This is a genomic window from Aliiglaciecola sp. M165, assembly GCF_007197995.1.
In the GTDB taxonomy this organism is placed as follows: Bacteria; Pseudomonadota; Gammaproteobacteria; order Enterobacterales; family Alteromonadaceae; genus Aliiglaciecola.
Genome location: NZ_VKKH01000001.1, coordinates 214,094 through 237,784 on the forward strand (window position 1 = coordinate 214,094; position 23,691 = coordinate 237,784).

21 protein-coding genes are annotated in these 23,691 nt (G+C 41.0%); 9 read left to right on the forward strand and 12 right to left on the reverse strand.

What is annotated here, in order from left to right:
• Nucleotides 1-182: 182 nt before the first annotated feature.
• The 3 genes from FM019_RS00930 (at nt 183) to FM019_RS00940 (ending at nt 3,318) form a co-directional block, all read left to right on the forward strand.
• Entirely contained in the window at nt 183-2,012 is a 1,830-nt protein-coding gene (locus tag FM019_RS00930) for a CHRD domain-containing protein (protein ID WP_143834011.1), read from the forward strand.
• A gap of 84 nt (nt 2,013-2,096) precedes the next feature.
• On the forward strand, nt 2,097-2,753 hold the full coding sequence (locus FM019_RS00935; RefSeq protein WP_143834012.1) for a suppressor of fused domain protein: 657 nt from the start codon (nt 2,097-2,099) through the stop codon (nt 2,751-2,753).
• A 76-nt stretch (nt 2,754-2,829) separates the two neighbouring features.
• Nucleotides 2,830-3,318, forward strand: a complete 489-nt coding sequence (locus tag FM019_RS00940) for a nuclear transport factor 2 family protein (protein ID WP_143834013.1) — start codon at nt 2,830-2,832, stop codon at nt 3,316-3,318.
• A 26-nt stretch (nt 3,319-3,344) separates the two neighbouring features.
• Here the strand turns inward: FM019_RS00940 and FM019_RS00945 are convergent, their stop codons facing one another.
• The 3 genes from FM019_RS00945 to FM019_RS00955 are packed head-to-tail and all read right to left on the reverse strand — an operon-like array spanning nt 3,345 to nt 6,399.
• Nucleotides 3,345-4,553, reverse strand: coding sequence for a sensor histidine kinase (locus FM019_RS00945; RefSeq protein ID WP_143834014.1), 1,209 nt, complete (start codon nt 4,551-4,553; stop codon nt 3,345-3,347).
• Nucleotides 4,550-5,257 carry a response regulator transcription factor gene (locus FM019_RS00950; protein ID WP_143834015.1) on the reverse strand — a complete coding sequence of 236 codons (708 nt, stop codon included), beginning with the start codon at nt 5,255-5,257 and terminating at the stop codon, nt 4,550-4,552. The genes FM019_RS00945 and FM019_RS00950 overlap by 4 nt, the downstream gene beginning before the upstream one ends.
• Nucleotides 5,254-6,399 carry a serine hydrolase domain-containing protein gene (locus FM019_RS00955; RefSeq protein ID WP_143834016.1) on the reverse strand — a complete coding sequence of 382 codons (1,146 nt, stop codon included), beginning with the start codon at nt 6,397-6,399 and terminating at the stop codon, nt 5,254-5,256. Before FM019_RS00955 ends, FM019_RS00950 begins: the two co-directional genes overlap by 4 nt.
• 165 nt (nt 6,400-6,564) lie before the next feature.
• On the opposite strand from FM019_RS00955, the gene FM019_RS00960 reads away from it, so the two are divergent.
• Nucleotides 6,565-7,806, forward strand: coding sequence for a DUF917 domain-containing protein (locus tag FM019_RS00960; RefSeq protein ID WP_185969137.1), 1,242 nt, complete (start codon nt 6,565-6,567; stop codon nt 7,804-7,806).
• Nucleotides 7,807-7,857: 51 nt separating this feature from the next.
• On the opposite strand, the gene FM019_RS00965 is transcribed toward FM019_RS00960, so the two are convergent.
• Nucleotides 7,858-8,286: a phosphate-starvation-inducible PsiE family protein gene (locus tag FM019_RS00965; RefSeq protein ID WP_221934345.1), complete on the reverse strand. Its 429-nt coding sequence runs from the start codon at nt 8,284-8,286 to the stop codon at nt 7,858-7,860.
• 642 nt (nt 8,287-8,928) lie between these two features.
• On the opposite strand from FM019_RS00965, the gene proB reads away from it, so the two are divergent.
• Genes proB through proC form a run of 3 tightly spaced genes read left to right on the forward strand, consistent with a single transcriptional unit; the run spans nt 8,929 to nt 12,122 of the window.
• On the forward strand, nt 8,929-10,032 hold the full coding sequence (gene proB, locus FM019_RS00970; protein WP_143834018.1) for a glutamate 5-kinase: 1,104 nt from the start codon (nt 8,929-8,931) through the stop codon (nt 10,030-10,032).
• Nucleotides 10,029-11,276: a glutamate-5-semialdehyde dehydrogenase gene (locus FM019_RS00975; protein ID WP_143834019.1), complete on the forward strand. Its 1,248-nt coding sequence runs from the start codon at nt 10,029-10,031 to the stop codon at nt 11,274-11,276. The genes proB and FM019_RS00975 overlap by 4 nt, the downstream gene beginning before the upstream one ends.
• Before the next feature lie 15 nt (nt 11,277-11,291).
• On the forward strand, nt 11,292-12,122 hold the full coding sequence (proC, locus tag FM019_RS00980; RefSeq protein ID WP_143834020.1) for a pyrroline-5-carboxylate reductase: 831 nt from the start codon (nt 11,292-11,294) through the stop codon (nt 12,120-12,122).
• Between the two features lie 35 nt (nt 12,123-12,157).
• On the opposite strand, the gene FM019_RS00985 is transcribed toward proC, so the two are convergent.
• From FM019_RS00985 to FM019_RS00995, 3 genes are all read right to left on the reverse strand, one after another.
• On the reverse strand, nt 12,158-13,237 hold the full coding sequence (locus tag FM019_RS00985) for a mechanosensitive ion channel family protein (protein WP_143834021.1): 1,080 nt from the start codon (nt 13,235-13,237) through the stop codon (nt 12,158-12,160).
• Nucleotides 13,238-13,514: 277 nt separating this feature from the next.
• Complete coding sequence (locus tag FM019_RS00990; protein ID WP_143834022.1) at nt 13,515-14,255, reverse strand: EAL domain-containing protein; 741 nt, start codon at nt 14,253-14,255, stop codon at nt 13,515-13,517.
• A gap of 1,209 nt (nt 14,256-15,464) precedes the next feature.
• Nucleotides 15,465-17,057: an alpha/beta hydrolase gene (locus FM019_RS00995; protein ID WP_143834023.1), complete on the reverse strand. Its 1,593-nt coding sequence runs from the start codon at nt 17,055-17,057 to the stop codon at nt 15,465-15,467.
• A gap of 156 nt (nt 17,058-17,213) precedes the next feature.
• Between FM019_RS00995 and FM019_RS01000 the strand changes: the two genes are divergently transcribed.
• Nucleotides 17,214-18,278, forward strand: coding sequence for a GGDEF domain-containing protein (locus FM019_RS01000; protein WP_143834024.1), 1,065 nt, complete (start codon nt 17,214-17,216; stop codon nt 18,276-18,278).
• Between the two features lie 42 nt (nt 18,279-18,320).
• Nucleotides 18,321-19,292, forward strand: coding sequence for an IS481 family transposase (locus tag FM019_RS01005; RefSeq protein WP_143834025.1), 972 nt, complete (start codon nt 18,321-18,323; stop codon nt 19,290-19,292).
• Nucleotides 19,293-19,306: 14 nt separating this feature from the next.
• Here the strand turns inward: FM019_RS01005 and FM019_RS01010 are convergent, their stop codons facing one another.
• From FM019_RS01010 to FM019_RS01030, 5 genes are all read right to left on the reverse strand, one after another.
• On the reverse strand, nt 19,307-20,167 hold the full coding sequence (locus FM019_RS01010) for a phosphate/phosphite/phosphonate ABC transporter substrate-binding protein (protein WP_143834026.1): 861 nt from the start codon (nt 20,165-20,167) through the stop codon (nt 19,307-19,309).
• A 126-nt stretch (nt 20,168-20,293) separates the two neighbouring features.
• Nucleotides 20,294-20,854, reverse strand: a complete 561-nt coding sequence (locus tag FM019_RS21110) for a methylated-DNA--[protein]-cysteine S-methyltransferase (protein ID WP_143834027.1) — start codon at nt 20,852-20,854, stop codon at nt 20,294-20,296.
• 197 nt (nt 20,855-21,051) lie between these two features.
• Nucleotides 21,052-21,525, reverse strand: a complete 474-nt coding sequence (locus FM019_RS01020) for a GNAT family N-acetyltransferase (RefSeq protein WP_143834028.1) — start codon at nt 21,523-21,525, stop codon at nt 21,052-21,054.
• A 226-nt stretch (nt 21,526-21,751) separates the two neighbouring features.
• Nucleotides 21,752-22,849 (reverse strand): WD40/YVTN/BNR-like repeat-containing protein, encoded by a 1,098-nt coding sequence (locus tag FM019_RS01025; RefSeq protein ID WP_143834029.1) that lies wholly within the window; start codon nt 22,847-22,849, stop codon nt 21,752-21,754.
• Between the two features lie 527 nt (nt 22,850-23,376).
• Nucleotides 23,377-23,661, reverse strand: a complete 285-nt coding sequence (locus FM019_RS01030) for a hypothetical protein (protein WP_143834030.1) — start codon at nt 23,659-23,661, stop codon at nt 23,377-23,379.
• Between the last annotated feature and the right edge of the window lie 30 nt (nt 23,662-23,691).

A 23,691-nucleotide genomic window follows, 5' to 3' on the forward strand; every position in this document is an offset into this window, starting at 1 on the left:
AACTCACTACGACAATGGGCTCAGTATAATCAAAGCCATTATTAAATACGATGCGTTTAACCTTGCAAGTACGGCGATTAGACATTTATTGGACATAAATGAGCAAGATTGGATTTGTATCCCCCACCTGAATTTACCCAGACTGTTTCTACATTTGAGACAAAATAAAAAAGGAAGAAATAATGAAATATCAAAGCGCTATTAACTGCGCGAAATTAAGTATTTTCGCGATGGTGTTTGGAATGTTAAGTGCATGTAACAACTCCGATTCTGAGTCACCGACAATGGAAGAACCGGCGAATGTGGTTCAGATCAGCACCACCTTAACCTCAGCAAGTCAAATTCCTAGAAGAGAGTCTCAAGAAAAAGCATCTGGAACCTTAACTTTAAATATGGATACAAGTACGTTAAGTGCGCAGATTTCTTTTGAGCAACTCAACGTAACGGCCGCGCACATACATCAAGGGTTTGCAGGGGAAATAGGCAGCGTTTTCGCAGCGTTTGAAGCCACATCGGATCCTTCAGTAATGGAATTAACAGAAACTGAGTTGACCGAAGCGCAAATGGCTCGACTGCTAGCCGGTGGCTACTATATTAATCTGCACAATGATAATTTTCCTGAGGGTTATTTGCGTGGTCAAATTTTAACTGAAGAAATTTCCACACGAATTTTTAAGTTGTCTGGGGCGCAACAAATTCCCAATGTTGTCACCACTGCCACAGGCGCCGCTTATATAACCCTAAATCATAACCAATCGACGGTGCGAGTGAATGCGTTTATTGATACGCCAAACACGCCCATCGCGGCACATATTCATTCTGGAGACATCTCCGAAAACGGTGCTCCCATCCTGGAGTTGCAACAAGATATAGAAAACCCCGAGTATTGGTACAGTGACGAGCAAACCCTTGCTCAAGATCTTTTTGAACTGGTCACTAGTGGCAGAGCATATCTAAACATCCATACTGATGCTCACCCGGAGGGGGAGTTGCGTGGTCAAATCGTCAATCAATATAAACAAGTGTTTAGTTTTTCATTGGATAGTCTTCAAGCCAGAGCTCCTCGCGTGTCAGAGCAACAAGGAATAGGTAATGTGATACTAAATCGTGAAAGTGGTGAAGCGAGTTTTTATATTGCCACACAAGGAATCGAAGATGCCACGCAAGCTCATATTTTTAGTGAGCAAGACACTGCCAGTGATCCAATAATACAGCTCAATCAAGATGCCAATGATCCACAGCGATTTAGCTTAGACACATCATTAAATTCAGACGAAGTTGAACAACTTGTTCAACAAGAGTGGAAAGTTTCTGTTGGCAGCACCGAATATGAACAAGGCGCAATAACCGGTCAAGTGCTTGTCGAACCCTCACCAAGTGGCTTGGTTCTCGATCAGTCGTCACTTGTTGCAGAGCGTAATACCTACACAATAAACTTCAATGGACAGGCACTGGGAACCGCGATTATTGATATGCAGCGAGAAGGTGATGTGATGACAATTACAGAAATCACTGACGCAGTGCCCTTTGGTATTACCGAAACCCTAAGCGTAAAAATTGACACTCGTACACTAGCACCTATTTCTTATGAAGGAACTGGAACTGCTGAAGGTACGGAAGGAACACGTTTTATAGATATTAATTTTAACTGGGATAAAAATCGGGTTACAGGTAGCACAGATTTACAAACAGACCCATTTGAACAACTACTGCCCGAGCAAACTGTTGAGCAATTGGGACTATTTTATAGTATACATACCTTGCCTTTGGCAGAAGGCCTAGAATATCCAATTACGGTTTTTAATGCTTTGGATAACTCTTTAACAGAGCGCCAACTCACAGTAGTGGGAATAAGAGAAGTCACTGTAGCAGCCGGTACTTTTCAAACCTATGAGGTTTTTTTAAACGGTGCAGACGTCAATCAAATATTCTTTGTTAGCCAAGAGGCACCTAGACGACTCATCCAAATCGGATTTGATAGATTTCCTATCACTTATGAGCTGCAACCATAGCCGACTCATCGCATAACCGTTTTTATATATGGCAGATGAGTGAATAACCCTTCTGCCTACACTTTAATTTAGAACTGAATCATTATGAATCTTAACGAATATAAAAAACGCTATTCAGTTGATGATGCGGCCCCAGGTTGGGACGCCATTGATAAGGCGCTAGAGAGGCTTTACTTTACACAAAATCCTATGCACTGGGGTACTAGCCTCAATTATCATCTTGGTGGGAAAAATCCTCTGGATGGGATAAGTGCATACCGAAGCCAATCAAGCGGTACTCTCCATCTGCATTTTTGTAGCTACGGGTTTTCTTCACTGTATTATAACGAAGAAGCCGTAGGCGGTGAGTTCAGTCAGTACGGTTTTGAACTGACTTTCAGGCTTGCAATTGAAAGCGATGAGCAAAACGAACAAAAATGGGTTTGCGGGTTGATGCAGAATTTAGCAAAGTATGTGTTTAGCTCCGGAAAGTGGTTTTCTGAATATTTATGGCTTCCTGCAAACGGTCCAATTCATGCTGGCTTCGATACTGATATTGTCGGACTCGCATTTGCCAAAGACAGTGAATTGACGCCGATAGACACTCCTCATGGAAAAGTCGAGTTTATCCAGATGTTTGGGATCACCCAAAATGAGCTTGATTTACTGAAAAACGGAGAGAAAACTTGTCAGCAGCTGTTATTAGCGCACCAACAAGAAAATCCTCTTTTAATCACTGACCTGAGTCGAAAGAACGGTTAACATTCAAAACAACGGGCAACCTACACTACGTGTTGCCTTGTTTACCAGTCATTAGCCACCCATTTAAGGAATCAAAATGAAGTTAAAAGGTCTATTTTACTTCTTGTTGCTCTTTTTGGTCTTTGCAGCCAATGCAGAACCTTCCGCCAAGCAAATAGCGCAGCGGTACATGCAACATTATTCAAACGCCAACTTTCAAGACATGGCAACTTTGATGGACCCAAACATTCGATTTGAAGACCTTACCTTCCCTGTTAATCAAGGCGGGCCAGCGATATATGAAGGTAAAACCTCACTTATCGGAGCACTTGAGGACTTTAAACAGACGTCAAAACTCATTCGTCTTGGGTTTGAATTTGAGTCAATTTACGCAAGTGAAAATATTGTCACTTTTATTGGAAGGGTTAATTCTTTGTACGCAACGTCGGCAGAAAATCAGACCTATCAATGGCAGGCCCGTCAAGTTTCGGTGATCCAAGTAAAAAATAACTTGGTCATTAGTCACAGCGATTACGTTGATTACGCCAACCCATCGGAAAAAATTATTGAAAAAAATGAGCGTTGAACAGGCTGCTGTTTAGCACAACCCGATTACACCCTTTGTTCATTATCAATATTTGCATTGGTGATTATTCGCGCACAATATAATCCATCAGCCTGCGTGTAATTCACCACAAAATTAAAGCGTTTAGCTAGCTGATTAACCAATAATATGCCTATGCCAAAGCCTTCACTTTGGCTTTGAGTATTGAAGCGATTAGTAAAGGTAACCCCTGTGCAATCCGATTTCACGCTAATTTCATTATCCGTACAGTGGTTGATAGCGTTCCTCAATAAATTTTCCAACACCACGCCAATGACTTCTCTGGGAGCTATTAAATAACAAGTTTGCTCAATGTCGGTCATTACGATGAGCTTTTGTTTTTGTACCAAGTCCCGGCTAGCACTGATAATGTCCTCCAGTATATTCGTCACTTCTACAGACACATGCCATGTGTTATTCGAACTTAACCATAAGAACGCACTGCTGGTTTTTTCCATTTTATTCAATGCTTGCTTGAGCCGTTCAAGGGCGCGGCTAGACACATCATCATTACTTTTAATCAGCTCCGTAGCATGTTTTGCTACCTGAATGGGTGTACTCAATTCATGACTAATGCCTTGATTAAAGGTAATTTGATCGTTCAACATGTGTTCCCGCTGCTGCAAATTTTCCGCTATGGACAAAAACAGCGATTTAATGTCTTTCTCTCGAATTGTTTCGCCAAGTTGCTGCACTTCTGTATACCCTGCAGACGTGTTCACCACTTCAACAAGCTTTTGGAAAGGTCGTAAAATTATTTGGGAAAAGAAGCGTGTAAAAAACAGCGTACAAACCATCATGACGACAAACAGAGCTGCAAATAAAGAAGACAAATCGTCCAAGCTATTGGTGACCAGCAATTCATCCGTCACATCGTAAACCAGGAACGATTGCGTATCAGCACTGCGATTCAGGGGTAAAACGTGGAAATAGCGGTCGTTGTGGCTAATCTCTGTGATTTCATTAGTTTGGAAGTTAGCACCAACAAACGGAAGATTGCGCTGTTCAGTGTAATACACGATGTTAAATTTAATGATTTGACCATTGTCTAGATTAGTCTGTTCATTTTCGATCTCCAGCGCAGCTGTTTTGAGTTTGCGGTCAAAAAAGCCATCTTCAATAGCATACAAGCTAACTATCGTTAACAAACAACACATGGCAAATGTGCAAATCGAATAGCCTACAAAAAAGGCATTTAAGCGCTTGCCCAATGTCATGTTTGGTCCTCGTGACTAAGTTTGTGCTTTAAGCAATAGCCAATGCCTTTGACTAACACTATTTCGATTTGTCGAGAGACTTCCTTAAGGCTTTGGCGCAAATGATAGATGTGCGCCCGCAGCGGATCAGATTCAGGAACATCCTCCCCCCAAAGTGCTCGTGTCAATACCGCATGACTCACAGGTTCAGGCGCATGCTCAAGGAGTTTTCCGATAATAACCAGTTCTGTAGCAGTTAGTTTAATCGAATGCTCATTTACTATAGCTTCAGTGCGAGCGGCGTTTAAATGCAGCTCACCAAATGCCAAGGTTTGCTGTGAGTTGGGTTTAGGCAATTGCAGCAACACTTTTATACGTGCCTCAAGCTCTTTAAAAGAAAATGGTTTTGTTAGGTAATCCCAAGCGCCCGCCTCGAAGCCTTTCAACTTAGTATCCAGTTGGTTATTTGCCGTCATGATCAAAACTGGGGTATGCGCCAAAGCATTATCTGCGCTCAAAGAAGCACAAATTTGCAGCCCACTTTTCCCCGGCAAATTCAAATCTAACAAGATAAGATCATAGTGCTGGCTATTGATTAGGGCCTGAGCATGATCACCCCGATAAGCAAAGTCGAGTTCGTAAGGATGCTGATGAAGAAAGTCAGCTAACCCTTCAGCAATAGCCACATCATCTTCTACCAACAAAATTTTCTTTAAGGTTGTCATTGCTTTGTTTCTAACCAATCGTAGACCATTGGAACCAGACTCTTCTCCATAGCTTTGCGGCCTCCCAACAATTGAGTCATGGCCACAACTGTTAGTTTCTTTGCAGGGTCTACCCAAAAAATAGTGCCTGCTAAACCGGCCCAATAGTAACTATTTTTATTTAAGTATTTTTCATCTTCGAGCTTCACGCCAACGCCATACCCATATCCGGTTTTAGGGTATATGGTTTCAGGTATAGCGGGCAGATTTGCGGGCAGTTGGTTCACAACCACTTGTTTTAGCTTATCTTCAGCGACAAAACTTTCATATGCTGCAGGATTTGTTAAGACACGTAAAAAGTGCATATAGTCGGAGGCAGTGCCGGTCATACCGCCCCCACCTGAAAATACATGTTTGTCCCACTCAGTCGGGTCTTCAACTCTAATACTGGATTTAGATTCTCGGTCGTAGCGATAAAATGGGGCAAGGGTTTTGTCTGTCATCCCCTTAGTAATAAACCCAGTCGATGTCATCTTTAATGGGGTGAAGATTTTTTCATGCATATATTTGTCAAAGCGTTGTCCATTCACTTTTTGAATAATCGCGCCTAAGACGTCACTTGACATACTGTATCGAAACTCTTCTCCAGGGTCGCTCATTAACGGAATACCATCTAGTTTACTCATCAATTCAGGTAACGAATTTGCGCGTTCAAGGGGTCCAAACATCCAGTATAGCCAACCCGTAAAGCTATTCCATTCCCCCCCGTAACCAAAACCCGCTGTGTGATTCATAATTGTCGAAACGGGTATCTTTTCGTCTCTGTCAAAATTTGGATAAAGGGTTTTTAACGGAACATCTACATCTAAACCTTGGTCATGCAAGGTTTTTAGCATAGCAACAGCTGTCACAGGCTTACTCATCGAAAACCAGCGAAAGCGCTGGTCCTTGGACATAGGCGTTTTCTGCTCAATATTCGAATAGCCAATAGCCTGATCAAAAATAATTTGGCCTTCTTGTTCAATGATGACCACCATCCCTGGAATATTCTTTTGTGCAACTAGATTTTCAAGTTGCAATTTCAACTCATTGGCCTGCGCATTGGCTTTGCCAGCCAAAAGCACAATACTCATCAGAAGTGATGTAAAAAATTGTCTTTTCATTTTTTAATAATCTCAGTAATCGTGTTAGTGGGTGTCAGAGTAACAATGCGGATGTAAAGACAACGTGAATTGTTATTAAAAAAGTTATTTAGGGATTTTATTCATGACGGGTTAACGCAAATCAGATAAAGTCGAAACAACGGTATTGATTACATGAGAAGCAATATGCCAACAAACTTCAGGTTAAAATATCGACAAGCACTGACAACATCGCTACTTATTGTTTTTCTATCAGCGTGCACAACAATAGAAAGTGGCAACAGCCAGTCATCTAATCTTCGCACACTGACAGAGCAAAATCTGATCGATATTCTGGTTGGTTCCTGTATTCAATCGACTCGAAACTGCGACCCAAGCGACTCTATTAAAGAAGTCAAAAAAGCCTTGTCAGAAGGAAAAGTGTTTCGCCTTATACAAACAGAAGATGTGCCGCAAGAAGACATGGTTATCGCTGTTCAAGGAATTGGCGGCGGCGGACCTTGGCAGTACGTTATTGATCGCACTACAAAACAAGGATTAGAAAAAATCGAGGACCCCAGAAAGGCGGTTGTGACGTTATTTAGTGAGTATACAAACCAACGGGTTGCAGCATTGGTGCGTTCAGAAGCGGCAGGAGCCACTGCCACAGCATTGTTATTAGGTGCAGAGATGGGAATCCCAACATTAGATGGTGGCATTACTGGGCGAGCCGTTCCTGAAGTACAACAATCAATTCCTTGGATTAATGGCATTGCCTCGGTTCCTACTGCAATCATTACCCCTTGGGGGGATAAAATCATTATTGCCGATGCAGTTGATGAGTATCGCGTGGAAGACCTAGCACGGGCCATTGCGGTTGCCAGTGCTGGTGATGCATGGATTAGTATGACACCCATGGCAGGCAGTCAGCTTGATCGCGGAGTACTTAAAGGCAATATTTCTGAGGCGGAATTGTACGGAAGAACGGTAAGAGAAGCACGTGAGCAAGGCAATGATCCCATTGCTGCGCTAATTGGCGTATCCAATGGCTACAAGCTATTTGAAGGCATAGTGACCAAATCTACAGAGCAAGGTGACCGAGGTTTTAATTGGGTCGAAGCTGAATTTGATGGAACAGGAAATTTCACAGGACGCCAATACCGTATGTTCGTCAAAAACGAAAATATAGTGGGTTGGCTTGATGAAAAGCTTAATGCCATGTCTCCAGACTATATTTATAACTTAGACCCGGATACAGGTGAATCTACACTAGGCATTGGTTATGGCGGCTATGTTGTGGGTGAAAAGGTAGTCATTATTGCGGTGCCTGCACCGGCCCAGTGGCGCAGCAGAAAAGGCATAGAGTTGATGGGCCCAAGGCACTTCGGATTTGATTTTGACTATATACCTATCGAACAACTTCAAGAAAAAGCTAGTCTGGAAGACTAGCTTTAAGACTTGTTACTGAGTCAAAATATAGCCCTTAGCATCTAGATTTTGTCAACCCACCATTTGTTTTTCACGTTGATAAACAATAATACTAGCTATACGGAGTGCGCCTAAAACTAGCAGTACCGCTGAAAGTGCATACATCATGTCTGGTTTCATTTCATGCTTAAACAGCAAGATCAGAAACTCTCTAATGATAAATACAATAGCGGCATCAACAATGAATGTGAGCCTCAACTTGTGTGAGTCAAAGTATTCAATAAGTGATCGGCTCAGTTCTACTAAAACATAAAGCGTTAAAACGTCGGTAATAATGTCTATGTAATGTCCAGTTATGCCTTCAAGCTTGAGTAGCTCCCACACATCTGCGAACAGTTGGAAGGCTCCAATAGCCAGGGCTAACATAATAAAAAACAGTATTACCCCAAAGATTATGTCGACAAGCTTGTCATAGAAGTGTCTTATTTTTTCACTTAGCACAAATGATTCTCTTTATTTTAGTGGTAGAAAAAGTAATGTTTTGCTTTACAAGAAACAACACCTGATAACCGTTGCATAATTTTTCATTGAGCACAATCATTCTGCATTTAGCAAGATTTAACTTTTTACTTTATGTTTAGCGCAAAAAATAACCTTGCATATTGCGTGACCCTTTTCGCTTTAGTTAGCTCAACAAATTGCGGCTCAACTCAGGTATTGCCTACTCAACTAACGATAGACAAGCATGGTCAATCTGCAACTTAAAATCAGGTAATGTTATCAATCTACATCAAGAACGCGAGTCAGGTTGTGTAAGTTAATGGCCTTCCAGGTGCGTGATCTGTCAAATAACCCCAATTACTTCTAATAAAACCTTAAATACACTTCAATTCACGACTATTTTATAGCCAAAAATAGAAATACAACCCAAATTTGCAATGTATTCGAATTATAAACCGTCCCTTACAACTTAAATAAGTTGCTAATAAACTGTGGATAAAATCGATTTTCATGATCTGCATTTAATTTTTCGATACTTAATGTTTAGTACACTAATCATTTGTGTTATATTTATTTTCTCAGAGTGTAGTCTACGCTCAGTGGTTTATACACAGCGAGTAATTAATGTCTAAGGACAAAAGAATGAATTTATTTAACTGGAAACGTATCGTAATCAAAGTTGGCAGCGCATTAATTGCCCCCAACGGGAAAGGTTGCAGTAGCCATTATCTGCTTGGTATCGCGCAATTTATCGTACGATGCAGGGAGTTGGGCGTGCAGGTAGTCTTGGTATCATCCGGTTCAGTCGCAGCGGGCGCACACCTGTTTTCACAGAAAGAACCAACATTGGCAATCAAGAAAGCCATGGCAGCCGCCGGTCAAACAGACATGATGGCAACTTGGGATAAGTTGTTTGATTTCCCCACTGCACAAATACTCTTAACGCACGCCGATCTGCGAAACAGAGACAGATATATCAGTGTGCGACAAACCATATTCAGCCTGCTTGATAATGGCATGTTGCCCGTTATCAATGAGAACGACACTGTCACCACAGACACGTTAAAGGTAGGTGACAACGATAACCTCTCGGCCATGGTAGCAGCGGCGGCAGACGCGGATGCACTCATTATCTGTTCAGACGTTGATGGGCTGTACGACAAGAATCCGCACACCAACGACAATGCACAGCTATTGTCTTGGGTGTCTAAAATCGATGAGAAAATTTATGCCATGGCGGGTGGCGCCACAAGCCAAGTAGGCACTGGTGGCATGAAGACTAAAATTGAAGCAGCAGAGAAAGCGACTTCCCACGGGATCAATACTTTCATCGTTAACGGCTTTACCGAATTATCATTCAATATGCTTTTAGAGGGCAAAAATCCAGGCACTCACTTCCAGCCTTATGAAGAGCCCATGCAGGAGCATCTCCATTGGATGACCCACACCTCAAAAGCGCAAGGAGAAGTTATCGTAGAAAACGATTTTAACACCGCACTGGATGCTGCGAGTGAAGAGTTGACCGCGCAAGAAATTGTCAAAGTAGAAGGCGATTTCGCGGTCGGAGATACCATCCTGGTGCGCAAAGATGACGGCACTAAACTGGCTAAGGCCAAATCAAATTATAGCAGTTGCCTATTAAGTTTTCTGGCTGACCAGCAAGACAAAGACTTTACCCAGAAGATGCAAAACAAGACCGGACCTGTGATTTCTGACAAAAATATTGCCGTATTGGAGGCATCATGAACCTGATTAAAACTATAGCTAAAAACGCGGCCATCGCTGCACAAACCTTGTCTTTGTTAAATGAACAAGAAAAAAATGCCGTGTTAACCGACATGGCCAAAGCGTTGCGTGAAAACAGTTTGCTTATTCTCAAAGCAAACAAACTAGATTTGGACAACGCACAAAAAGGTAATTTAGCAGCCGCAATGATCGACCGCCTGCTCCTTGACGAAGGGCGAATTGAGGCCATGGCAAACGGGATCGAGACAATAATTAATTTGCCAGACCCTGTTGGCAAAGAACGACTAATCGATATGCGCCCAAATGGATTGGAAGTGAAGAAAATGCGCGTACCCCTGGGTGTAATATGCATGATTTATGAAGCACGCCCAAATGTGACAGCAGACGCAGGGGCGCTGTGTTTTAAATCGGGCAACGCGGTAATACTTCGCGGCGGTAAAGAGGCACTTAATTCAAGCCAAGCGATCGCGAAAGTTCTTCAAGACGTGCTGCTCAAACACAATTTACCTGTGGAGCTTATTAGTGTGGTCCCTGACCCTGACAGAGCCTTGATGCTGGAATTACTAGCACAGCGCGATTATATCGATGTAGTTATTCCTCGCGGTGGAGAAGGCTTGATCAGATATGTCACTGAAAATAGCAAAATTCCTGTTATCCAACATTTCAAAGGGGTATGTCACTTATACGTTGATAAAGACGCAGACTATGTGACGGCGCTCAAGTTACTGTTAAATGGTAAAACGCAGCGAACTGGCGTTTGCAACGCGATAGAGTGTTTGTTAGTACACAAAGACATTGCTCATGAGTTTTTACCCTTGGCAGCAGAAGCACTCAAGCTACATGACGTAAAGATCAACGGCTGTAGTGACTCGATGCAATTTTTTGAGCATGTTACGCCGCTGGAAGAAGACGACTTTGGTCAGGAATATCTGGACTTAGAAATTGCTGTTCGCGTTGTTGGCAACACTGAACAAGCTTTAGCACACATTGCTCAGTTTGGCAGCAACCACACTGAGGTGATTTGCACTAAAAACGATGACACTGCACGAGACTTTCAGCGCGCAGTAGACGCTTCTGTTGTAATGGTAAATGCATCGTCACGGTTCTCAGATGGCAGTGAATTAGGTCTGGGTGCCGAAATTGGTATTGCAACGACTAAGCTACATGCATACGGGCCAATGGGATTGGAATCCCTGACCACTGAAAAATACCTTGTGTCCGGTAGCGGTCAAGTTAGAGCTTAAAGAGGAGGTGCATTGATGTTAGATCCCGACATTAACATCGCGTTTATCGGTGGTGGAAACATGGCTCAAGCGATCATTGCAGGTTTAATCAAACAGGGGCACAAGCGAGACAAGATACTCGTATGTGCTCCGTCGATTGAAACTCGAGAAAAATTGTCCTCTGAGTACCACATACGAGTTGAACGTGAAAATAGTAAGGCCGCGGCATTTGCTGACGTCATCATTTTAGCCGTCAAGCCAAACTTGATTGGGGAAGTGTGCATAGAGTTAAGTGACGCGATGGAACAATTGCAGAAATACCAATTGGTGATCTCTATTGCCGCAGGGGTAAAACGCGATTACATTTCCGATTACCTTAGTGGGTCGTCTCGAGTGGTTTGCGCTATGCCAAATCTGCCTGCAGCGATCTGCAAAGGCCTCATTGGCATGCACACTCACCAGAGTTGCGATGTCCGTGATGTGACAATGGCAGAGCAAATTATGCAAGCCGTTGGCGAAACTGTCTGGGTAGAAGATGAATCTCAAATGCCTGCAATTGTTGCCACAGCAGGCAGCTCACCAGCTTACTTCTTCTTATTTATGGAATCCATGGAAAAAGCCGCAGTTGAACAAGGATTAGATCCGCATGTTGCTAAAACATCGGTATTGCAAAGTGCCTTGGGAGCGGTATCCATGGCGGTACAAAGTAACCAATCACTATCGGAACTGCGCCGCCAGGTTACGTCCCCCAAAGGCTCTACTGAGCGAGCAGTTGAGGCGCTTATAGATGGGGACATAGGAGATGTTGTGTCCGACGCAATGCAGTCAGCGGCCAACCGTGTGGATGAACTATATGAGCTACATTAGTCAAGAATCGCTTACGACTATCCAATGACACAAAACTACTTCTCCTGAGGCATTTGTTTAATGTAGAGGTCGTGTTTGGAATAAGGAATTTCGATATTGTTTTCTCTGAATTTTTTAAGTATTTCACAATTCAAAATATCAATAATACGGCCTTTTAGTTCTGGTTTATCAATCCAGACTAGCAACTCAAAATCAAGAGCTGAACCACTAAATCTGCGGAAGCGAACTCTGGGTTCAGGTTCTGTACAAACTGATTCCTCACTTAATGCAATGGCCATTAATAGGTCGCGAACCAAGTCGATATCAGTTTCGTAGGATACGCCAATCGGGACACGGCACCGGGATTTTTCGTGTGGTCCCCCTGATTCATTAATAATTTTAGAGTTTCCCATAACGGAGTTTGGGATGGTAATTTCCACATCGTCCCTTGTTAGCATACGAGTACTACGGATCCCTATGTGGGTAATTTCTCCGCGTTCACCGGAATCTAAAACCACATAATCCCCCACTTTGTAGGGCGCGTCAGCAATAATAAATACACCAGAGAATAGATTGGCCAAAGTATCTTTTGCGGCAAACCCCACTGCGATACCAATGATTCCCGCCGAGGCAAGCCAGGCCGTCATATCGACTTTCCAAATCGAAAAAATTAAATAGACAGCAAGGACTATAATGACAATGTTGATAACATTCTGAAATAGCGGCAAGGTTTTGTGATTGATGCTTTTGAATCTGGTGGGGTGAAGCATGAGACTTCTAAGTAACTGCCTGTTTCCCCTCAACAAAAAGGATGTCCAGATCAACATACCAACTGACAAAAGTATCGATGTTCCAATAAAGAGGTACAGCGTGTCTGTGGTTAATACAAATAACGCACTTGTTAAACCTATGAGAAGAACGCTGTAATAAATGGGACCGTGTAGTAAATCCAAAAAACCATTGGCCACGCTGATTCTAGAACGAGAAATTAACCATCTTAACCCCGCAATGAAGATGTATTTAAAGATAGAGGCAACGACGAAAGAAATCATAATGACCAGTGCAGCTTGCATCATTAAACTGTCGCCAAATGTTTTCAAGAACGATGTTATGGATATCTGAAATTGCTCTATCATTTTCGTTTCTGCACTTATTAATGTTTTTATAAGAAAGATTCTAAGGATCAACCTGTAGTCAATTCTTTTGATTGCTGTTGATTTTGAGGAACCTTAATCAATTATATGCGCTTGTTTAGCAAAGTAATCAAATTCTGTTTCAACATTCATTCAACCTTTTAGAGCTTGTCGAGCTATTAGCGTGAAATGTTTAGTATCTAAACTATCTGAAGACTTCTTGCTTCACTTCAAAACGTGATGTTTTATTAGTTTTGGTTGTGGCGAGAACTAATCGACGTCATGTATTTAGCATCGAAAATGCTTCAAGTTTTTCAAAGGCAGGTTTACCGATGAAGTAGCCTTGAAATAACTCAATACCTAAGCTCTTTAATGTTTCAAGTTCCTCGCGTGTTTCTACGCCTTCAACGATGACTTTAGAACCAAGTTTTTGGAAAGTTGTCACTATCCCCGAAACAATGATTTGCTTCTTTTTCAACTTGTCGATATCGCGAATAAGCTCCATATCGATTTTAATGATATCTACCTCTACATCTGCGATCAGATTTAAACCAGAGTACCCTGCACCAAAATCATCAATAGCAGTTAAAAAACCTCTGAGCTTGTAATGATTAACTATATTCTGCAGGTGCGTCGTGCTTTTTACTCTTTCAGTTTCAGTAAATTCAAAGACTAATTTGTCAAGCGGAAAACAGAATTGACGCGCTGCTTTAAGGGTTGTCCTAATGCAGGATTCAGGATCGTATATCGCGTTAGGCATGAAGTTAATACTGAGCTGAGTATCTATTCCCAACTGACTCGCTAGCTCAATCGCCTTAACACGGCAAGCCTGGTCAAACGCATATCTATTGTGTTCGTTAACTTTTTGAAAAACCTGCGCAGCACCTCCTCCATCAGGTGTTCGAACAAGTGCTTCATATGCAAAAATCTGCTTACGTTTAATATCTACGATAGGCTGAAACGCCATCGAAATATCAAAATTCAAAGCATCACCGTTTTTGCATTTTTTACATTTACTCATTAGAAAACCTTCCTTTGTTTCAGATAGATTTGACCAGATTAATTACACTATTAATTTGTAACTTGCTCGGCAAAAGTTTTGCATATAAAAGTTATCAACATACAAAAGAAATGCCTCTATTCATAGCATAAATGTTTGAGGCTGAAATGCTCTGTACTGACCAAAACATCGAAGATTAACAAATTGAACTTACCAAGTTGGCCCTAGTTGAGGCAGTTTAAAGGTACTTTTACTTATTAAGAGAGGTTTAAAATAGCGCACACCAAAAGCACTAAACATTTCTGTTCGGGCTCAAAGGATAATGAGCCTCGACCCGAGTTCGCTGTGCGCAAAAGCGTGCCAAAGTGAAGAGTGCAGAAATCCGTAAAGACCAATAGCAGTTTTCTGCTTCAGTCATGTGCCGTGTATTAAAGACAAATTTAAGTGAACTTTACGCTTAGCTAATACAACCACTGAGTAATATAGCTTTCGGAGACAGTCGTTGTTGGAGACGCTCAAAGAGTCATTTCTTGCCATCAGTGGAATGTTCGGTAGCCCATAGATACGTCGTGAGGTTGACGAATCTTGCGACGTCCATCATGAAGTAAATACTGTTCGTAAGAACAACCTTGGAAAGCAGATTGTAGACAAGCGGAAATATATAAAAGCTGATAAGCCATTATGAAGTGAGGATAACGTCTTAGAAACGTAATTTCGCACCTAACGCATCAAATATTGAATGGGTTTGCAACATAGCAATCTAACATACTTAAGAGCGCTTTTCGTACTTCGCAACCGTAATCTACGTGTTTCTCGACGGGTGCTCTGTTGGTCGATGCACAAAAAAATTCCAGGAATTCTCTCAATTACAAAACTAGATTGGCATTCAATAAACGCTGTGAATCCATTCATTATGAAAAAAGCCCGCTCATAGGAGAGCGGGAAAAAACGCAAAACAACATCACTTACTTAGTCGGAGGTAGACTACTGGCTAGGTGTCACAATTTCGTCACAGATGATTTGTATTTTGGTCATGACATAATGGTATATGCTGAATTACTTGAAGGCGGAATCTATTTAATCGTTGCTGACTAACCCGATACAATGTAGTTAAGCCAGAAACATTTTGACTAGCGCAACCTTTCCAACTTTAGACTAATGTAATAGTAACAAACTAGTGTGTAACCGTTGATGCAATACCTCTTAATATGTAGGAAATTGGTTTGTTCGTTACCCCAGCTGCCGAGTGAACTTTCTTAGTTCTAGAAAGAATGTTTCTGTGTCCTCAAGCCAAAGCCAATGACAATTTCCTTCTAGACCCACAAACCTTGCATTGGGTATTGACCGGGCTAAGTATTTACCATTCTCAACACGAACGACTTTATCGCCTTCCTTATGGACAACAAGGGTTTTTATTGCAACTTGCTCTAAATCGTCGCGCAAATCGATATGCTTCGCAGCCAATAAAAGACGTTTGACCATTTCTGGCCCAGAGGCAGAACGGACCATTTTTGCCCACCAATTGATAAGAGGAAGGTCTTTCTCAAAAGTGGGAGCAAAGTTAGCGACACTTATCGGCTTACCCCAGTTAAGCCTTATTTTTTCGATCCATTTGTCAAAGACAACATCTGGTACAGAATACGGATAATCTAAATCGGAGGTCCATTTAGCGGATGTTCCGTATAAAACTAAACTATCAACGACACCACTATTGTTTTGCGCAGCAAACCTAATGGCAGGAAGACCTCCAATTGATGTACCTACCAATGTGACTGGACCAAGAGAGTAGAAATGAATAATTTCGCGGATCGCTTCAGCTGTCTCTTGCATTGTTGGAGGCTGTCCTGTTCTTTCGGACAACCCAGACTCTCGTCGGTCAAAAATAACAACATTGTACTCTTCGGCGAAATCCATTAAGAAATGGCTTAGTCGAGGTTCTTCAATTGCTATTTCAATGTGCGAAACAAAACCTAATAAAAAAACTAATGTTCGTCTTTTTTTATTATCAAAGTGCATCGCCGCTATAGATGAATTCCCACAAGCTATATAGTCGACTTTTGAGCTTAAATGCGCCTTTTTATTAGAAATCAAACTTGTATTGTAAGTTGATTCATTAAGAATCGTGGATCTCAAATTTTTGATAGCGATCGTCACACTCGAATCGTTGTTAGCCAAATTCGCAGATTCATATTGGTCCAATGCAAGCTCTGCCTTTTCTTTCATACCCTTTTCTATAAATTTCGAAACTACGGCCTCTACTGCAACGTCGCTTTCGGGGTCTGACAATATTGACATATTTAAATATTCTAAAAGTGTTTCAGGTGGAATTTTGTCTTCATTAACTGCAGTCAAAATAATTTTGGAAAATGTATCTTTGAAAAAAGCTTTATCAATCGTTGCCCATTGGGAAAGCTCGTCAGAAAAGTCGAAGTTTACACCTTCCAAGTGCTCCTTATTTAGAAGCGAGAAAAGATGATTGAGTGTTTTCTTGCTGGCGTCACGAAGACAGTGTTTTGCTAACGATAAGTCATCAACCACTGTTAGTTGCTTAGATAATCTTATACTATCATTCGAGTATTCGAAAATGTCACATCTGAACGCTTTATTTATATCCGATAGAACTGTACGCAAAGCCCCCTTTGCTTTGGAAAAGTCTGAATCTGGCCAGAACAAAGATGACAATTTGTTTCTGTCATTCCACCCCTTGTTTGCGTGGAGGTACACAAGAAGAATTTTAGATTTTTTTCTTGAGAGCCGTATATTTTGACCACGAAACACAAATTCGAGCCTTCCGATAGTTTTAATCTGCAATTTGGTGGTCATAGCGATACGGTCGTTTAATGCTGATGACTGAGTTTACTAAATTTGAAAACAAAAAAATATCTGATTAGCCACCCTTTAAACGCTTTCTGACCGTCTATATTTCCTTCCGAAAAAACCACATTTATTGTACGATTACACTTCTTTTTCGGGGGTATTATGGCGACAAATCAAAACCGCAGTCTTGAAAAATTTTATTTTGTCCGAAATACAAAGCTAGCTGTTTTTGTTCACCCGTTACTATTCCCTATTTTATACTTTTCCACTGACGAAACCTTATTTGATTTTAACGTTTTCATTCAAATAGAAATTGCCTTTCTTTGTATTGGATTGACACGTTATTTTTGTGCTAAAAAGTTCCTAGATGGATCAAGCTCAAGCGCTGTTGGTATGGTTGCAATATACGGTTTTGTTCTCGCTGGCCTCTTATGGGGGACAATAGGCGTACTTATTTCTGAAGCAAACATGCATTTATCATTCTTATTGTTTGCATCAACGAGCGTGGCGTTAGCCGCACATGGGAGCATTTCGTTTGCCCCGATTAGGCACGGTGCAATCCTCAATATATTAATTTTAATGAGCCCAATACTTTTTCACGTTTATGCACAAGGCAACTTTGCCGCTGTGACATACATAGTCGTTATCTCAGGAATGGCAGTAGCCTTTGTGTTTATCTCGAAAAGAAACTTTAGAGGAGATAAAAGGCATCTGTTAAGTATTGAAGAAAAAACTACTGTCGATCAAATGACGGGGTTACTAAATAAGACAATTGGAGTACAGAAGGCAGAGGCTTATTTAGAGAGTGGTTTTCCCCCCGGCGGGATTGCTATATCGATTCTCGACATTGACCACTTCAAAGCTATCAATGACACTCATGGCCACAGCGTAGGAGATAAATGCATATTGGAAATGGCCAATCTGATAAAGATAAATGTGCGATCTCACGCAGATCTTTCTATACGATATGGTGGCGAAGAGTTTGTGCTTGTGCTCACTTCAATAAAGCGCAATGAGTTAAAGGATGTGTTGGAACGAATAAGGGTTGCAACAGAGAGACTCGTTGTTAAAGAGGGTTCTTGTGAAGTGAAATTTACAGTTTCTGCTGGCGCAGCTTGGACATACAATGATGGAGATTCTTGTACGTTTAAGGAACTTTTTGAGATAGCTGATAAAAATCTTTACGCCGTAAAAAACGAGGGAAGAAACGGCGTATTACTTAGCTAAATTGTGTGATTCATAGACATCCTTTCATTATAATTGGATGTTATGAATGATGAAATTCAACAGAGATTGGTCTGGATAAAATTACTTGAATCATCAGGTGATGCAGGTTTAGTTTGTCGTAAATGTGGCATCACCAGACCAACTCTCCGTAAATGGTGGAGGCGCTATCAAGAGTTAGGCAAAGTTGGTCTGATTAGCCAAAGTAAGCGTCCTCATTTGTCACCAAATCTTAAAACCACAGACAAAGTTGAGAAGCTAATTTTGGAATTACGCTCAGCAAGAAATCTCGGAGCTAGGAGGCTTCAAAGCGAGTTATTTAGACTTCACAACATATCATTAGGTCTGGCGACAATTCACAAAGTTTTCAAAAAGCATCAAGTTAAACCTCTTCAAAAATTCAGGCGAAAGGTTGATTACATTCGATATGAACGACCATTGCCTGGCGATAGAGTACAAATGGACACTTGCAAAATAGCTCCTGGGCTTTATCAATATACTTCGATCGACGACTGCACTAGATATAGGGTTTTGAGGCTCTACAAGCGTCGTACGGCAGCCAATACATTAGACTTTATTGACGCTGTTGTTGAAGAAATGCCTTTTCCTATTCAGCGATTTCAAACTGATCGTGGCAGAGAATTTTTTGCTGAAAAGGTTCAGAAAAAAATGATGTCTCTGGGTATCAAGTTTCGTCCTAATAAACCAGCTTCACCACATCTTAATGGAAAAGTTGAGCGATCTCAGAAAACCGATAAAGCCGAGTTTTATGCAACTGTAGATATCGAATCTGATGACTTGGACAGTCAACTTTCTGAATGGCAGCACTACTATAATTGGAATCGTCCACATAGTGCTCACAAAGGCAAAACACCAATGGAAAAGTATTTCATTCTCTCTGAAGAAACTCCGTTCTCAGATGCTGTTATTGAAAGCTATAAACTCAAAAGTGAAAGGGTTCAGGATGCAAATTACAGACGAGATTTAGAGATCGCCAGATTGAAACGATCTCTATGAATCACACAGCTAAATTAAAGCTGTTTTAAGATCCTTACTAGTGGTTCGAGATCGCTTTTTTCCACTCTAACAAACGTTGTCGAATTTCCGAATTCTGGCCAACCTTTTTTTAGCCCTTCCAATATCTTTTCGCTCTCTTTAGCGTTTTTTATTAAAATATGTTGAAGCCGAAGACAAGAACTCAATGGTTCAATTGCACACACCAGAGGCCCAAAAGGAATAATCGATGACCGCCAAACTTCTGATACTTTTCCTGGATTTTTTTTACTTTCCTCTAAAAACACTTTGGTGGCAAGAATCCCGAATTCAAAGCTTAATTCCGCTACCCCTTTGAACACATTTACATGACTACCGACATATGCCGTTTCATAACTCAAGCCTTTGTTATTTAGTCTTGTATTGACATATGCTAATCCAACTAACCCACCGGATATAGAATCAGACCAGACGGTTGCAATAGGCTTGTTGGAAAGCGCACGTAAATCTGTCAACGTTGTTTGTCCTCTGAAACTTGTCACAATACTACTGGTATAACTTGACCCTAATGTGTCTGGGCTAGCAAGCAAAACGAAGTCAATTGTAGGGCTGAATGCGATCTGCAGATAGCCAGCAAGATTGGGAACTGCTATTTGAATTTGACCTTGCTTGAACGCATCTGCTAGCTCAGAAGGAGAGTCAAATAAAACTACCACAGCGGGGGCATTTAAATTGGCTACTACTGACTCTAATAGTGGCTTGATCGAAGCCGCCCTGTCTATTCCTGGGTATTTATACGTTCCTATCAATATAGGCGACTGACTACCATCTGCCTGAGCGAGACAAGACACGGCAAGCATTAATGCAAACACCATATATTTAACCAAAGTACATTTCATCCAAAACTCTAAAGCTGAAGGGGGCAGATTTGGCTACATAAACTGAAAGTTATGAGACAAAACGATTACTATCATCTAGTCAACAAGCATCTATTAGTATTTTCACATAGTTGAGCGAATGCCTAGTCACGAGCTACAGGCTTGTTCTAACGCTTTTGAAGCATACATCGCTCGGCGATTTACCAGCGGACTTTCTAAATTCCGCAGTAAAATGGAAGTTCGCTCAAAGCCGGCAAAGTCATTTATTTTATGGTCCTCGCATATCGCTCGATGGGTAGGGATAATTATTGATATAGGGCACGCAGCGAGAGCTCTTTTTATTTTTTCTTTGGAATCAAAAACATTTAAGCGTCGAGATATTTTGGAGTACGTCGAGCGTTGTCCAAAAGGGATTCTTCGAACTTGATGCCAAACTTCGGATTGGAAGTAAGTTCCATCAAGGGTGAAAGGAACAGTGAACGCCGTACGACATCCCGAGAAATACTCTTCAATTTGGTAAATCGCTTCTTCCAATAGAGGGGACTTACCTTTTCTAAAAGATGCCGAATATTTTCTGCAAAGTCGATTGTAAATAAGGATTCGATTGGATCTGCAGGACCAATCACACATAACGAGCCTTCCCTGAAAATCGCCTAAAACTAGTTCGCCAAGAGGAGACAGAAAAGTTTCACATACGATTGAAGCCATTTTGTACACCTAAACATCCACTTTATTACCAGAACGATACGATAATCCTTTAAATGCGTGACAAAACCGTCACAAATATTCTGGGTGAATGAGAAACTGTGCTCTTAAATTAAAAGGACTTTGTGCTTTAAAGAAAAGTACCATTGGAAAATACTGCTAGACGGGAACGAGATCACAATGCAATTTGTTAGGCTTTTCTACAAATCAGCAGAGCAACTTTCATTAGCATTAAGAATTTCTAATTCTAATAAACTTTTTTCCATATGAATTTTTGGTTCTTTGAGATCAGTGAAACCAAATTTAGAATATAATCCCTGAGCATCCAATGTAGATAACATGAACCTTCTTAGCCCTTGTAAATCCTTATGCCTGAAAATATTCATAAGTAACAACTTCGATAAACCAAATCCACGATATTCCTGCAATATATAAACATCAGATAGATAGGCAAAGGTTGATTTGTCAGATATGACTCTGGCGAATCCTACTTGCCTGCCCTGTGGAGAAATCACTCCAAAACAAAGTGAGTTTTCAACGGCTTTTGAAAGCCTTTCAAGTGTGATTCCCTTTGCCCAGTATGAAGACTCGAGGAACGAGAGCACAGAATACAAGTCAAATTCATCCTGATTGGTAGTAATACGAAAACCAGGAGTTAAATTATTGCTTACCATAGAGCCTATTCCCTATTTTTTATATACGTTTCAAAACAGCGATTAATAGATTGCTATTAAGAGTTTTGGTCCATAGTGTATGCATTTACCAAATAATACTTTTTATAAGCAACCTCGCATAGAAAGACGTGCATCTGCGTAAGTAATATTCCAACCTTCGCTCTTCATTGATATGTATGAAGTGACCGCTTGAGCTGCCAATATTAATTAGTGTGAAGACAAACTGTTAGTTAACAAAATCTTTAGGAATTTGGACCTGAAAAACGCCACCTTTGTAGAGCCCCAAATAAACAATAAAAAATTCTTCAGATTCTTTGAAAGTGAGGCTCCAAACGCCGCCAAAAAGATCATTATCGTCTAACGTATATTTATGCCAACTGCCTCCGCCATCACTGCTGACTTCTAGAATGAGAGGTTGCGACGAATCGAAATTTTTAGCCCAAGAGGAAGTCACCAATAAATTGCTTGTGCCTAACTCCACTAGGTCAAAGTAAAACCTTGAATTTTCATCTTCAATTAAAGCGGCCCAACTTTCACCTGAGTCATCTGAAAACACAATACCTCCCTCACCTGATACTACGACCCGCTCCTTGTTCGACCCTACAAGATTTATACTCTTCACTGAACTAGGCGACTCTAAGACATCAACTACACTAGTATAATTAATCGTTTCAAGAGTATTTTCGTCGAAGCTCCGAAGCAAGGCCCCCTCTATTGCGTTTTGACCTCCAAACCAAATTTCACTGCTTGCAGGCATTTTTAATAGAGTAAAAAGCCCTGTAGCAAAAGTCTGCCATTCGCCTGAAAGCTCTTGCCATGTAATACCGAAGTCGTCTGACTTTGCAAGAACGCCATAACCTACTGCGTAGAGCACGCCAAGTGTATCGTCGAACATAAGTCTATTCGCGGGTTCATATAGCTCGGAAGTTGGCTGAGGATTTGGTCCGCCAAAATTAGTTGAGATGATCTCCCAGGAAGCACCATTATTCCTTGTTTCATAGAGGAATTCGTTTTCATTGACAGACACACTGGCTATAAGGTGTTCTGGGTATAAAGACACAACATCACGGACATACCAATCGTCATTGCTGATTAACTGCCAATCGCTGCTATTGTTCAATATGAAAACGCCCGCACTTGTAGCAGCCGTTATGCTGTCATCAAAAACTGACTTTTCAAATTGGTTAATAATTAAACCTTCTAAACCCATACTTTGGAATTCAATTTTGGAAGGCGGGTCCAATGGTTCAGTAGATGCGTCTTCTTCAATATCACAGCCGAAAAGAATTAAACAAAAAATGAGGAGGAAAAAATAACGAAACATTGATTTGCTTCCATAAATTAAGAATTCAGTAAGAATAAGGAGTGGACGTCACAGAAACGTGACAAAAAAATAATACGGATATTGAAGCTACTAGTATTGCCAAAACATTTCTCGCTAGTTGGCATTTTTTATAAAGCGATCGTAAAAAAGGAAAGTAAAGCGTCCAGAAAATTGTTTGATGTGTTCTACAAATGAAAGCTAAGCCGAACTTAAGTATTAGAAACCGTGATTCACCTATTTAACTTGGATAAAATTTCAACTGTTACTCGGGAAGTCTAAGCAAGTTTTTTTGCGAGAACGCTGTATATATGCCAATTGTTGTTATCACATTCAGTGGAGGAACCCGAGCAGCGAATTTCATCAAAAGAAATGATTTCTAGATTTTTAAAGTACTCCCTGATTTCCTGTTCATGAATTGCTTCGGAATAGAACCAACTATGTACGTGTGGATAATTTTCAAGCATTGAGTCGTGCTCGCCTAAAAACGTAGCGAAAAAACGCGTCCTGGTCTCAGTGCAGGTAACATTCTAGATATTGAAAGTGCGAGTTGATCTAACGGCAAAAAATAAACTCGCATCTGCAGCAATGAACAAAGCATCTGGGTAGTCGAAATCCAAAAATACTAACTTTTTTACTTGAACAAACGAATTGTCTTTGAATCTACCTGATAGCATTTCTAGTGCTCTATCTTCATTGTCATAGCCAAATACTTCGTATCCTGTTGAAAGTAAAAACTCAATGTCACTTCCTGCACCACAATCACAATCACAATCACAATCAACGGCTATTGTGCGAAACTTATATGCGCACAACGCCGCTTTTAAACGCTCTCACACGGTTTT

Excerpts from the sequence above, each read along its gene's own strand:
- FM019_RS00930 (WP_143834011.1), top strand. The coding sequence starts at position 183 with ATGAAATATCAAAGCGCTATTAACTGCGCGAAATTAAGTATTTTCGCG.
- FM019_RS00935 (WP_143834012.1), top strand. The coding sequence starts at position 2,097 with ATGAATCTTAACGAATATAAAAAACGCTATTCAGTTGATGATGCGGCC.
- FM019_RS00940 (WP_143834013.1), top strand. The coding sequence starts at position 2,830 with ATGAAGTTAAAAGGTCTATTTTACTTCTTGTTGCTCTTTTTGGTCTTT.
- FM019_RS00945 (WP_143834014.1), bottom strand. The coding sequence starts at position 4,553 with ATGACATTGGGCAAGCGCTTAAATGCCTTTTTTGTAGGCTATTCGATT.
- FM019_RS00950 (WP_143834015.1), bottom strand. The coding sequence starts at position 5,257 with ATGACAACCTTAAAGAAAATTTTGTTGGTAGAAGATGATGTGGCTATT.
- FM019_RS00955 (WP_143834016.1), bottom strand. The coding sequence starts at position 6,399 with ATGAAAAGACAATTTTTTACATCACTTCTGATGAGTATTGTGCTTTTG.
- FM019_RS00960 (WP_185969137.1), top strand. The coding sequence starts at position 6,565 with ATGCCAACAAACTTCAGGTTAAAATATCGACAAGCACTGACAACATCG.
- proB (WP_143834018.1), top strand. The coding sequence starts at position 8,929 with ATGAATTTATTTAACTGGAAACGTATCGTAATCAAAGTTGGCAGCGCA.
- FM019_RS00975 (WP_143834019.1), top strand. The coding sequence starts at position 10,029 with ATGAACCTGATTAAAACTATAGCTAAAAACGCGGCCATCGCTGCACAA.
- proC (WP_143834020.1), top strand. The coding sequence starts at position 11,292 with ATGTTAGATCCCGACATTAACATCGCGTTTATCGGTGGTGGAAACATG.
- FM019_RS00985 (WP_143834021.1), bottom strand. The coding sequence starts at position 13,237 with ATGATAGAGCAATTTCAGATATCCATAACATCGTTCTTGAAAACATTT.
- FM019_RS00990 (WP_143834022.1), bottom strand. The coding sequence starts at position 14,255 with ATGAGTAAATGTAAAAAATGCAAAAACGGTGATGCTTTGAATTTTGAT.
- FM019_RS00995 (WP_143834023.1), bottom strand. The coding sequence starts at position 17,057 with ATGACCACCAAATTGCAGATTAAAACTATCGGAAGGCTCGAATTTGTG.
- FM019_RS01000 (WP_143834024.1), top strand. The coding sequence starts at position 17,214 with ATGGCGACAAATCAAAACCGCAGTCTTGAAAAATTTTATTTTGTCCGA.
- FM019_RS01005 (WP_143834025.1), top strand. The coding sequence starts at position 18,321 with ATGAATGATGAAATTCAACAGAGATTGGTCTGGATAAAATTACTTGAA.
- FM019_RS01010 (WP_143834026.1), bottom strand. The coding sequence starts at position 20,167 with ATGAAATGTACTTTGGTTAAATATATGGTGTTTGCATTAATGCTTGCC.
- FM019_RS21110 (WP_143834027.1), bottom strand. The coding sequence starts at position 20,854 with ATGGCTTCAATCGTATGTGAAACTTTTCTGTCTCCTCTTGGCGAACTA.
- FM019_RS01020 (WP_143834028.1), bottom strand. The coding sequence starts at position 21,525 with ATGGTAAGCAATAATTTAACTCCTGGTTTTCGTATTACTACCAATCAG.
- FM019_RS01025 (WP_143834029.1), bottom strand. The coding sequence starts at position 22,849 with ATGTTTCGTTATTTTTTCCTCCTCATTTTTTGTTTAATTCTTTTCGGC.